General features: G+C 44.0%; 9 protein-coding genes. 5 read left to right on the top strand and 4 right to left on the bottom strand.

Annotation, left to right across the window (positions count from 1 at the left end; translation table 11 throughout):
- Positions 1 to 19 precede the first annotated feature (19 nt).
- Positions 20 to 1,612 carry an alkaline phosphatase family protein gene (locus AOU00_RS09060; protein WP_081330698.1) on the bottom strand — a complete coding sequence of 531 codons (1,593 nt, stop codon included), beginning with the start codon at positions 1,610 to 1,612 and terminating at the stop codon, positions 20 to 22.
- 188 nt (positions 1,613 to 1,800) lie between these two features.
- Here AOU00_RS09060 and AOU00_RS09065 point away from each other — a divergent pair, with 188 nt between their 5' ends.
- Positions 1,801 to 2,574, top strand: a complete 774-nt coding sequence (locus AOU00_RS09065; protein WP_069290455.1) for an alpha/beta fold hydrolase — start codon at positions 1,801 to 1,803, stop codon at positions 2,572 to 2,574.
- An 8-nt stretch (positions 2,575 to 2,582) separates the two neighbouring features.
- Here the strand turns inward: AOU00_RS09065 and AOU00_RS26230 are convergent, their stop codons facing one another.
- Complete coding sequence (locus AOU00_RS26230) at positions 2,583 to 2,756, bottom strand: hypothetical protein (RefSeq protein WP_155765233.1); 174 nt, start codon at positions 2,754 to 2,756, stop codon at positions 2,583 to 2,585.
- A gap of 113 nt (positions 2,757 to 2,869) precedes the next feature.
- On the opposite strand from AOU00_RS26230, the gene AOU00_RS09070 reads away from it, so the two are divergent.
- The 3 genes from AOU00_RS09070 to AOU00_RS09075 all read left to right on the top strand — a co-directional run bounded on the left by AOU00_RS09070 (position 2,870) and on the right by AOU00_RS09075 (position 6,046).
- Positions 2,870 to 4,375: an alpha/beta hydrolase family protein gene (locus tag AOU00_RS09070; RefSeq protein WP_069290456.1), complete on the top strand. Its 1,506-nt coding sequence runs from the start codon at positions 2,870 to 2,872 to the stop codon at positions 4,373 to 4,375.
- An 88-nt stretch (positions 4,376 to 4,463) separates the two neighbouring features.
- Entirely contained in the window at positions 4,464 to 4,637 is a 174-nt protein-coding gene (locus tag AOU00_RS25745) for a helix-turn-helix domain-containing protein (protein WP_231109398.1), read from the top strand.
- A 182-nt stretch (positions 4,638 to 4,819) separates the two neighbouring features.
- On the top strand, positions 4,820 to 6,046 hold the full coding sequence (locus AOU00_RS09075; protein WP_069290457.1) for a sugar efflux transporter: 1,227 nt from the start codon (positions 4,820 to 4,822) through the stop codon (positions 6,044 to 6,046).
- Positions 6,047 to 6,053: 7 nt separating this feature from the next.
- Here the strand turns inward: AOU00_RS09075 and AOU00_RS09080 are convergent, their stop codons facing one another.
- Together AOU00_RS09080 and AOU00_RS09085 are read right to left on the bottom strand one after the other, a co-directional pair.
- Complete coding sequence (locus AOU00_RS09080; protein WP_069290458.1) at positions 6,054 to 7,271, bottom strand: macrolide family glycosyltransferase; 1,218 nt, start codon at positions 7,269 to 7,271, stop codon at positions 6,054 to 6,056.
- Between the two features lie 189 nt (positions 7,272 to 7,460).
- Positions 7,461 to 10,769, bottom strand: a complete 3,309-nt coding sequence (locus tag AOU00_RS09085) for a pectinesterase family protein (RefSeq protein WP_069290459.1) — start codon at positions 10,767 to 10,769, stop codon at positions 7,461 to 7,463.
- A gap of 188 nt (positions 10,770 to 10,957) precedes the next feature.
- On the opposite strand from AOU00_RS09085, the gene AOU00_RS09090 reads away from it, so the two are divergent.
- Positions 10,958 to 11,797 (top strand): helix-turn-helix transcriptional regulator, encoded by an 840-nt coding sequence (locus tag AOU00_RS09090; protein ID WP_023990412.1) that lies wholly within the window; start codon positions 10,958 to 10,960, stop codon positions 11,795 to 11,797.
- Positions 11,798 to 11,838 lie beyond the last annotated feature (41 nt).

The following is an 11,838-nucleotide window of genomic DNA, read 5'->3' on the forward strand; positions in this document are numbered from 1 at the left end:
ATATCAAGAACAATAATAACTATCCATTCACCAATTGCATAATCCAGTCTTTTATATCAACGATTCGCAGTGTTTTGGGGCGTGTATTCGTTCCGGAAATAATTAATGGGACAAGGGAATCTTTTTCATGCAGCGATCCATGTGCTCCCCCTCCGATGTGGGTAGGAGAACTTTCACTGACGAGTTCATATCCGGGTTGGACCGTGACGACAACGTATTTTCCTTCATGAGAGTTCATTGCCCCGTATAACCTCGCCAAAACGTCAGGATATTTTCCGTACTTGATCCGGTTGTTATTTATCGTAATATCCACAAGGTCCTTTTCGCCCGATAATGTCCATGATTGTCCATATTCATCGGTGTATTTTCCACCAGGATGATAAGAAAACAGCTTACCCTTTTTCCCCTTTGTAACATGAATATTGTTTTTACCATCTTTCATAGCGATGATATCGAGCTTTTCCTCTTTTTGTAAGCGCTTCACTACATCAGATAACTCGACGTTATCATTAATCGCATAAACATAAGCCATTCGTTCATTCGTGGAAATGACAATTTGATCTTCTTTTTTTACTGATTGATTTAATTTTGCTATGCGGTAAGGGTTTAACAGCGGCTTTATCTCAACAGTCGCTACCTGTCGATCATCATAAACCGCGCTTTGCGCACTATCACCCATGACAATCCATATCGCATTTTTTACAGCCTGTTCCCACGAACCGTATGCGTTCAACACGGTTTGCAGCGCTTGATCCGCTTTTTCAATTCCTTCCAACTGAGCCGGGCCTTTTTTATGCACCGAACTATCATTTTCTGGAAAATATGTGACAGTTACGCTTGGAAGTTTTTTTTGATTGATTAGAAAAGCGGTATCTTTTGCGGAAAACTCGTCGTTCATCCCGAATTTTTTCCACGGAGGAGTATTCCAGCTATTCTTTGGATCCAGTTGTGCAAAAGTTGCATAAGAAAACCATTTAGGTCCTGTTATTCTCAATTGTTCTGGCACACGATTGCTGTTCGTTATAAAGCGAGGTACTTTTAAGTCATGTTCCGTTCTTCCTCTAAAAACAATAGCGTTGATTGATGCCGATTCTTTTCCTTTGTCGGCCAGCTCTTCGTGAATTGTTTTTGTTTTTTTGTTCAAATGAACTTGATTTAACTGATAAATAGCATCCATAAATACTTGCATTTGATCTATCTTCAAGGCTTCTTTGGCACCATTGCCGTAGAGAATCATGCGTTTCTTTTGGTCGCTGTACCAAACGAGTCCAGGCACATGATGTTGGTCTGCATACGTTCCCGTTAATAATGTACTGTCGATTGTCACAGACATCGTGGGAAATGAACTCACTACATGCGGGAAATATTGCCCTTGATTAAGGAGATATTGCATTGCCGGAGCACGGCCTGCTTGAATCGCATCTTGCAAAGGCTTATCCATTAACGAATCAATCAAGATCATAATGACAGGTTTTTTCCCCATTTGATTTACTGTGATAGGTGGCTTCACACTCTGTTGTTTTAGCTGTTGACTGGAGTCCGCTCTACAGCCCAAGATCAACAACAATAAACTTAGCACTACTGCAATGGTAACTTTATTTTTCATGCCCATGTATGTGTCCCTTTCTTAGAAAAACTTGATCCTCTTATTTTTTTCTTGTACTAAAAATATTATTCCTGCATTGGATCATCGGGACAAAGGTATCTCATACAAGCAATTAAAGTTACACCTCCATGAATTTTTTGGATCTAATAGGCCAAATTTAAGATCAAACCATTTAGGGAGGGAGCATAACCACCATGACTACGACAAACATAAACGAATACTCCATGCATTATATGGATTCTGGTGAAGGAATGGCCATCCTATTCATTCACCCTCCAGTACTCACAAGCTTAAATTTCACATACCAAATCCAAGGACTCTCGCCCCATTTTCGAACGATAGCTTTTGATATTAGAGGACACGGTAAAAGTCAGCCTTCCGAGCAAACGGTTACTTACCCTCTCATCGCCCTGGATATTAAACATTTGATGGACCGGATGAGCCTTGATAAAGTATTTCTGTGTGGATATTCTACCGGGGGCTCGATAGTACTTGAATTCCTCTTGACTTATCCAGATCGGGCATGGGGAGGCATTGTTATTAGTGGAATGTCGGAAGTAAACGAATGGCGACTAAGAAATAAAATTTCTTTGGGCATTGCTCTTTCCAAAATCGGCACAATCGGTACGATTGCCCTTTCTAATGCTTGGTCACAAACGAAACAGCTATCTTTATTCCGTAAGTTATTCAACGATGCGAAGCAGGGAAATCCCAGGAATGTCGAACAATATTATCGATACAGCTTGAAGTACAACTGCACCTCACGGCTCGGGGAAATCCATCTTCCTGTCCTGCTCGTTTATGGTGAAAAAGATAAGCACTTTCATCCCTATGCCAAAATATTGCATCAACAATTACCAAATAGTGAGCTGGTTTTCCTTAAGAAAGCTGATCATCGCCTTCCTACGAAGGCCGCCGGATTATTGAATGAACTGATCAAGCAGTTCGTAGATCGGTTCAGCCTTTAAAGCAAATCCTACAGGATAATTCCACAAACATAGCTACATCCCACTCCTGTTACGTTAAGCGTCAAATAGCCCCCCACCTGTTCAACATCCGTTGGCCATGACATGCGGCGGATGGGGTATTCCTTTCCGGACCCCGGCCGAAAGGCAGGAATCAGTACATTACATGCCGTTTTCTGCGCCATCGTTGCGCAACCTTACAAGAGTGTTAGGCAATTGTCATCTAGATCAATGGTATCAACCTAGCTGCTCCTCTATACTAATCCATTGATAGGATTATTTTTAAGGGGGAGTTGGCGTGAGGTTTTTTGAAATGCTGCTATTCTTTTCAAGTGCTTGTTTGTTGGCACTCCTGTTCATTATCAATCAACGTATCCGAAGACCAGCTTTGCTCCTGACAAGCGGAGCAGGCTCCATTTTTTTAGTGATACATTTGCTTGTCGAAGGATACAGGGTTCAGCTTTTATTTTTATACGGATTTACGATCCTGATGCTTATGCATTCGCTTATAGACGTTTTCATAACGCTGAAAGTCGTTCGGACTGCCTCGCGAATCCGTAGGGTGCTGGGCCGTCTTTTTATCGTGATTGGGCTAATCGCAACGGCGTGCTTCCTCTATGTGTTTCCCGTATTCGACTTTCCGGCGCCAACCGGCGAGTTGAAGGTAGGCACGCAAGTCTTTCATTTCATCGATCCAAGCCGGGAGGAGACATTTGGAAAAACCGCGACAGGCAAAAGGGAATTGATGGTTCAGGTATGGTATCCGGCTCAAGCTGGCACCGACAAGTACGCTCCCTTTATTCCAGATACCCAGATTTTACGTTATATGGCCGCGGACTATGGCCTTCCCGGGTTTACTTTTCAACACCTGAAGTACGTATCCAGTCATGCTTATTCGGGGGCCGAAGTCTCTTCGGCACAGACTTCATACCCGCTGATCCTTGCGAATCCCGGCAATGGCTCTTCCAGGTTCCTCCACACGTCGCAAGCCGAAAATCTCGCGAGTCATGGATATATCGTGGCAGTGATCGACCACACCTACAATACATTTGCAACCGAGTTTCCGGACGGGCGAATCACGACCAGCACAACCAACGACTTATTCTCGCCCGCCCATGATTACCAGACGAGTAGAGGAAATCGTGACAAGTTGGGAAAAGTTTTAACCGGCGATGTGGCGTTTGCGCTGGACCAATTCGAGCTCATCCAATCGGGGCAGTTTCCAAGTCATCTAAAAGGGAGGATTGATCTCGGTCATGTCGGGGTGTTCGGTCATTCCATCGGCGGAGCGACGGCCTATGACGCTTCTTACGATCCGCGAATCGCGGTTGGAATAGACCTTGATGGAGGGCTTTATCGACTGCGTGACAGAGAGGGTCTGCGAAAGCCGTTTTTGTTCATCAACTCGGAAAGCTATTTCGAAAAATTAAAAATGGTGATGGATAACCGGGTCTACACGGATGCAGAGCTTAACCGTATGGGCTCAACAAGAGAGTGGGAGGATCAAGTAACGGAAGATAAAAAGTTGGAGCTTGAACGGATGCGCGAAGCGGTCGACGAAGGGGGACAAGTCCTCTATATCGAAAATACGGAGCATTTGAATTTTGCCGACGTACAGTTTATTTCTCCGATTTTCGAAATGCTGGGCATTACAGGAAAGATTGCACCCGAAAGAGCGAACTCCGTTATCAATGCCTATATGCTGGATTTCTTCGATAGGTATCTGAAAAATCAAGGCGGAATCTTAATGAAAGGACCGGATAGCCGCTTTCCGGAGGTGAAGTTCGTAACCTCGCTATTATAAATTACGGAACAGGCTACCGATTTTGATATGCTCCCCTTCAAGTAGGCAGGTTTAATAAATAAACCGCTACTTGAAGGGGAGTTTTCCTTTGTCTAAGAAGAACGAATACAATGCGATTGAGAAACTAGCCATCATACAGGAGTTAAAAGCAGGACAGAGCAGCCGTGTGGAAGTAGCCAAAAAACATAACATCAGCGTTACCACCTTAGTGAAATGGCGACATCGCTATGAGTTGTACGGAATGGGGAAGCGAAAGCTATGAGCAAGGGGCGGTCTACCAATCATCAGGAACGAATAGACAGTATCTTTGCCTGTATATTGTCCTGCTCATCAAAGCGAAAAATAATATATAATATTTTACACCATGTAAATATACAAATTATGCTAAAGTCATATATAGTTTGGTTAGGATAGGTATGTATTCGGAAGGAGTGTAAAAATGAAATGCTAAAGCGTATTCAGAATCTTTTTGTTATCCCTAACTACCCATTGTTCATGATCTGCATGTTATTGCAAGGCATGGCTATATCCATCAGCGCACCTTTTTTAGCTGTATATTTTACAAGTACACTTGGCGTATCTGTGGGAACCTTTGGTGTGTTTACAGCGGTGACTTTGATTTGTGGAATATGGATAAGCTCTCTGATTGCCAAACGTTCTGATACCGGATTAGATCGTAAACAAATTTTGGTGATTTGTACGTTATTTAATGCCATAGCCTTTGCAGGATATCTTGTAATCCAAAATTTTTATGTACTTTTTGTTTATATGACGATCTTTACGGCCATTGGTGCTCCTGGGATGCCGCAGTTATTTGCCAGTGCACGTGAAGCAGTAGATCGCAGTAAATCTGCGGATCACGCCTTTGCTAATTCAACACTTCGGTCTATGTTTTCTCTCGGATTTATTACCGGGCCGCTTTTTGGTTCCTTTTTGATTGCACATACGGGCTTTAAAGGTATCTTTATGGGGACGACCTCTATTTTTGTTCTTATTGCTGTTCTTTTATTCTTTTTTATCCAGCAGCCTCCCGCTCAGCTTAAACATAAGAATCAACTTTCACTTCATAACATTACATTACATAAAAATATTGAGATTCTGATCCCATTCTCAGTTCTTACTCTGCTCTATACGTCTCACTGGATGAACAATTTAAATATTTCCTTGTTCATCATTTACAATTTAAAAGGTGACACAAGTGACGTTGCTCTAGTATCCAGTATTTGCGCCATTTTAGAAATACCTTTGATGCTTATGCTAGGCGTACTAGCAGCTAAATACTCCAACCGTTTGCTTGTATTTTTAGGGGCATTAACAGGAGTTGTCTATTATATTCTTGTCCTTATGTCTACGGAGATGTGGCAGCTATTCGTGGGGCAACTTCTTCTAGCCTTCTTTGTTGCAGTGATTTCTGCCATTGGCATTAGCTACATGCAGGATTTGTTGCCCTCTCTTCCAGGGTACGCATCGACGCTATATTCCAATGCGACAACCATCGGAAGACTGGTGGGGAGCTTGATGGGCGGGTTAACCGCTCAATGGATGGGTTACCGAAACACCTATTGGGTATGTTTGGCCCTAATCATCTGCTCCCTGGGTCTCCTGGCAATTTCGAAGAAATTAGAGTTTGAAAAATCTGCTGCTTTAAAAGAAAGGAATCACAGTATATAGACTGCGCTTATTTTTCTATGGTGGAGAAATGACTCATAATTGTATCTGCCGCATGTCTGTACCCACCAGCCTGGCGTAATGATTCGCCGATCACATGAGCCTGTTCTTTATAGGTTGGATGACTCAATACCTCTAATAAGGCTGCTCTCAAACTAGCGGGTGTAAGCTTATTTTTATCCACAACAACACCCGCTCCCAGTTCCTGCACCCGACTGGCTACGATCGGCTGATCCGATGTTAAAGGAATCATGACCTGCGGTACATTGTAATATAAAGCTTCACTTGTACTGTTCATCCCCGCATGTGTAACAAAAGCGTCCACATGCTGAAGTATTTCCAATTGCGGAATATAAGGCTTGATTATAAAATTGTCAGGGATACATGGGGCCAATGGCTCCATGTCTGTATAATTGCCTGAAGACAGCACAAACTGCACAGGCAAATCACGAAATGCTGCAAAACAAAGCTTATAAAATTCCAAGTCTTTATTCAAAATAGTACCCATCGAAATGTAAACCGCCTGTGGATGCAGAACACGAAGTTGTTCGAACGGGAAAGATGGAGCATCTTTACGCGGTACAATAGAAGGACCTGTAAAAATAAAACTGTGATCCAGTTTTTCAGCTTGCGGTTGAAAATAGCGGCTTGTATAAACGATTCTTAAGTGTCCGCCATGAGGAGCAATCTTTTCTATAGCTGGAGCCTCAACCTGAAGCTCCTTAGCTAGTTGATGCGTTATTTGCATCGTAGCCGTGTACAACTTCTTTACCTCCGGATCATTGTCATTCATGCCTTGCCCCGATCCCAATGGCTCTACGAAAGCAAAAGAAGCGATAGAGCACACAGCAGGGATTCCTAGCTTCTCAGCAATAATCGTGCCTCCCCAGCCCATCAAAGAATCATAGATTAAATAATCATAGGTTCTGTTTTCAATAACTCTCAAAACCTCTGGAATAATCGGAAGAATCATACCTTTTACCATCATGTACACAAATTGATAATGATGTTTGTATTCTGCTGGCTTTAAATCAGAGTCTTTAGAAAAAGCATCATCCACAAAAGGGTAGGTGATCATCTGTGCTCCTGTCTGTTGAATTCTCGTACGATATTCTTCCGTACACACGTAGTCAACTTTCTCCCCACTGTCTACCAACCTTTTTACTAATCCTAATGTCGGATTAACATGACCTTCAGCTGGCGTGATCACTACTAACACACGTGCCATACCTTACACCTCCAAATCAATAATAAATTTCAATTTGAGATAAATGCACTTTTAACATAGCAAACATTTACCATATAAACAAGTATTTTCAATACCGAAAATCAAGTATGTATCCTCTACTCAAACTATAGAAATAAGCGAGGCTGAACGCTAGAAGCGCTTGCCCCGCTTAACCACTGAACATCAAATTTAAAGACGCCAATCCCAATGATCTGTCCCGCTCAGAACAGCTTCAACGGTGTACTGACTTGCTTCATCAGCGGTAAGCTGTTTGGCCCAAGATACACGCCCGCTACTTCCTGCACCTGGTCCAAAGTTGTCAAACTCTCCAAATCTTGCGGTCTGCTCATTGGATTCCTTGCCCCAATTGTTCCAGCCGCCCGGCTTGATATGGTCATCCATATAGGTCTTCAAAAAAGTAACATGAGCATAAGGGCGCCATGGCCGTCCAAGATCCACCTTGCCTGTCAAGCCATTTTCTGTTGTCAGACGACATTGAATAAATACAAAGCCCGGCTTGTTCTCTTCTGTTGAAGCTGCTGTCACATATCCAGCACGCAGGCTGTGTATGATCGAATTATCAAACACGGCAGGTGCATTGCCAAATATAAAATCTACACTACCACTGATGTAGCTGTCCTTAAAATACTGTCTGCCACGGTTCACAAGCAACGTATCCTGTAGGCCGGTAATTTTGACATTGTGATACTTACCACGATCACCTTCGGCATATAACGCTACAGCCTGCACCTGCCCGGTTCCTTCTGTATTGGCAACCGTGACATTCTCCAACACAAAATCGGGACTTTGCACACGCATTGTATAGCTGTTGCTTGTTCCTAATTCTTTTCCGTCCACCACCGTTTTGGCCGTATCATCAAAAGCAATGATCGTTTTGTCGCGGTCTTCTCCGATAATACTCAGATTTTTTTTGGAGGAATTCACCTTTATTTTTTCACGATACGTACCGTTTTTGAGATGGATAACTGTCCTTGTGTTGCTGTCGTCAGGGACTGCGTCAATCGCTGCCTGGAGAGATGTAAAGTCAGCAGGGCCATAGGTCGCTACCACCACACTAGTGGGATGAGTTCCTCCTGAGTCTGTCAGGTTGCGGATGGTGACATTGCTGAATTCCGACGTATTGTAATTCCATACATCGTTTTGTTGTTTGGATGCATCGGTGGCCAACCCGAACAATAGCGGCTGATTATCCGGCACATCTATAACAGTTTCACCAACCTTCTCCCAGTTCGTCACACCATCTGCGGATACCCAGCCGGTAACCTTTTGTCCTTGTCGTACCAGACGAACCGAATATGGCGTTGCAATAAACGTCTCCATTGACGCACGTTTCGTCTTGGCATCCGTTTGATCACGACTAATAAGAATACCCTGTTTGCCATATTTAACAAATGCTAAAGACATAAAGGCCATTTTTGATCCAGGCTTTAGCGACTCACGAATCATTACACCCGCTTCGGCATTATCATCCACCGGAGTAATTTGTTCCACACGGGCTGTAATTTCAGTGTCACCTTCCCATTTTTGATAAGCATAATGGAACATATCTGCCTTACCGTCAACGTCTCCCGCTGACTTCAGTCTTATACTGCTGCCGCTTGCATCTTCTTTTAAGACCTGAGTATGCCCTTTTATATAACCATCGTTGCCCTCAGAGCCAATCTCTTCGCTGAGCCAACTTCCCGATGGCGCAGTCGTATTGACGTGAATGGTAACAGGATTGGAAAATGTAGCCGTCCCCATGCGGTCGGTCACCCGTACAATAATATTATGGGTACCGTCTGTTACATGATTCCAATCGAGATGATAAGGCGCGGTCTCTACTTTACCAACAAGTTTGCCGTCAATGATAAATTCAACATGAGCAATACCATCTTTGTCCTTGGCTGTTGCTGTTATGGTCGCATCACGGCCTGCTTCTAAAATATCGTTATGCTTTAGTGAACGTCCGTTTGCATCCGACACCTGAACGACGGCCTCTGGATTATCCACCTCATTTCCATTCGACAGCTTCTCAATAAGATCATTTAAATAGACCTCCAAATTGGTATATCCCTTGACAAAATGAGCATACGTCCCTGTGCCGGCAAGCCCCTGACCGTTACGATCATCTGCATTATTGGGGTCCAGCCCATGGGCACGTTCCCATTCATCCGGCATTCCATCATGGTCAGTGTCAGCAAGCTCCGTCGTCGTTACGTTAGAATCGTCGTAAATCCACCCTGCTTCACGCGGAGAGTTAATAAATGCACCCGTTCCATTCTTCACATCATTCATAATTCGGGCGTCCACCGCATCTCTTCTTGGCAGCGTGGCTCCTGAGCCGGCAAGCACCTCCGTATATGCGGTTTGTGCATCTGTCGCTTGATATGGACCATACGCATCCGGTGAAATTCCGTTGTCGTATTCCCCTCTGACTTCAATCGGCTCCGCCAAACGGGTGGAAGGATCAATAATTGACCCAATGGATGTGCCAAGCTGCCAGTTGTCTTTCGTAACCGAGTCATTGCCGTACATGTAGTTACCACCAATAAAGATGCGTGTTTTATATTTTTTACTACCCACGTCTACAAAAATTTGACCGTGAACGTCCTCATATGTGTTGGGGCCATACTTATAATAGTTATTCAGCACATTATACGATCCTTCACCGCCACCGTATGAAGAGAAAAATCCCCAGTTATAAATGACATTATTGGTCATTTCCACAGCGTCGATTTGTTTTTTATCGGTTGGAAAACGCGGATTACGACTTGCATTGTGAGCCAACAAATTATGATGATAGGTGGAGTTTCGCCCGCCCCATATGCCGCCATAGCCGTGGCGACCTTTCTGATGCGTGGTCATTAGCATACTTTCGGACGCAATGGACCATTGTACCGTTGTATTGACGTTGTCATACAGGCTCAGTACCTCATCCACCGACCAGCTAAAGGAACAGTGATCAATCATTATGTTTTTATGGTATCTGGCTCCTAACGCGTCATCCTCACTGGGGTAACGGTCGGTCAATCGGAAACGCAGGTAACGGAGAATGACGTTATCTGCATCAATCCCTGTCGTGTAATCGCTTACAGTTATACCATCGCCAGGAGCTGTCTGACCCGCAACCGTCAGGTTGTTTCCAAAGATTTTAAGTGGCTCCTTGAGATGAATCGTTCCACCCACCCGGAATACGACCGTCCGATTATCGGAGCTGACCGCTGCACGAAGAGATCCTGGTATTATCTGTTCCCCTTTGCCGTAGTCTGCCAGCGTGGTAACCTCATACACTTCACCTCCGCGTCCACCGGTAACATATTTACCGCCACCCTCAGCCCCCGGAAACGCCGGAATATCCGTCGCCACTTTTGACACCTTTGCGTTCTCTGTTCCTATTGCAGTCTCCGCTTGGATTAGTGGTGGGCACAAGGTCAACAGCAATGAACCCACAACCACATTACATAGCACCTTTTTCCATGTACGCTGCTTGCTCATATTCTGTTTCCTCCCTAAGATTTTCTTCCACATCAGCGCATATTTTTATAAAAACACGATCCGAGACGTTCAGAAGCGCCTTCACCTCCTTTCATCAATCTTTTCTGCTTTTATCATTGGCAGGTTGTCATATATACTGGTGGTATATGAATGCGCTTACTTATCTTAATTTGCAAAGGAAGAAGCACATGAATGAAATGAAAGAAGATAAATATGTCATTGGAGAACAACAATTCTCCATTCATCACATCTATCGTACCGGTTTCACGGTTATGCCCCGGCCTCATGTCCACGAGAACTATGAGCTGTATCTCTTACTGCGAGGCGAACGCATCTATTTTATGAATGGCAAGGTATACACCGCTCGCAAGGGGGATCTAATATTCATCCTTCCTCATGACTTGCACTCTACCGCCAGCACACAATTGCAGGAAACAGAGCGCATTTTGATTCATTTTTCTCCGACATTTCTCCCACAGCAAGATCATGACATTCTTGACCTGCCGCCGTATCAGCAATCCGCGTTGCTTCGCTTACCTGCGAGAGAGCAAGTGGAGGTTGAACGTTTATTCCTACAGATGAATACCGAATGCAGGAATAAGCAGCCTCTGCATGACCGTTGCGTACAGCATTTACTGCTGGAAATGCTTATTCTGGTGCACCGATCGGAAGCGATCGAGCGAAGTGAACCTGTTTCCTCTCATCCCATGCATCAGAAAATCACGGAAATTTCTTCTTTTATTCAGGATCATTACAATGAACCGTTAACTCTCGAACAAGTGGCCGCATGCTTCTTCATTAGTCCAGCTTACCTAAGCCGTATCTTTCTAAAGTTGACTGGTTTTCATTTCAGCGAATACATCCGCGTAGTGAGGGTCAGGGCGGCCCAAACAAGACTTCGAACCACCAAAGACAAAATCCAGCATATTGCAGAGGATGTCGGGTTCGGTCATGCTTCCCACTTTAATAAAATCTTCAAAAAAATAACTGGGCTCTCCCCTCTTCAGTACCGCAAGCAGGTTCGGTAGATATACAGTGTAAAGAATTAGACGCCGATTTTATACATCCG

This window comes from Paenibacillus polymyxa (assembly GCF_001719045.1).
Classification (GTDB): Bacteria; Bacillota; Bacilli; order Paenibacillales; family Paenibacillaceae; genus Paenibacillus; species Paenibacillus polymyxa_B.

Excerpts from the sequence above, each read along its gene's own strand:
- AOU00_RS09060 (WP_081330698.1), bottom strand. The coding sequence starts at position 1,612 with ATGGGCATGAAAAATAAAGTTACCATTGCAGTAGTGCTAAGTTTATTG.
- AOU00_RS09065 (WP_069290455.1), top strand. The coding sequence starts at position 1,801 with ATGACTACGACAAACATAAACGAATACTCCATGCATTATATGGATTCT.
- AOU00_RS26230 (WP_155765233.1), bottom strand. The coding sequence starts at position 2,756 with ATGGCGCAGAAAACGGCATGTAATGTACTGATTCCTGCCTTTCGGCCG.
- AOU00_RS09075 (WP_069290457.1), top strand. The coding sequence starts at position 4,820 with ATGCTAAAGCGTATTCAGAATCTTTTTGTTATCCCTAACTACCCATTG.
- AOU00_RS09080 (WP_069290458.1), bottom strand. The coding sequence starts at position 7,271 with ATGGCACGTGTGTTAGTAGTGATCACGCCAGCTGAAGGTCATGTTAAT.
- AOU00_RS09085 (WP_069290459.1), bottom strand. The coding sequence starts at position 10,769 with ATGAGCAAGCAGCGTACATGGAAAAAGGTGCTATGTAATGTGGTTGTG.
- AOU00_RS09090 (WP_023990412.1), top strand. The coding sequence starts at position 10,958 with ATGAATGAAATGAAAGAAGATAAATATGTCATTGGAGAACAACAATTC.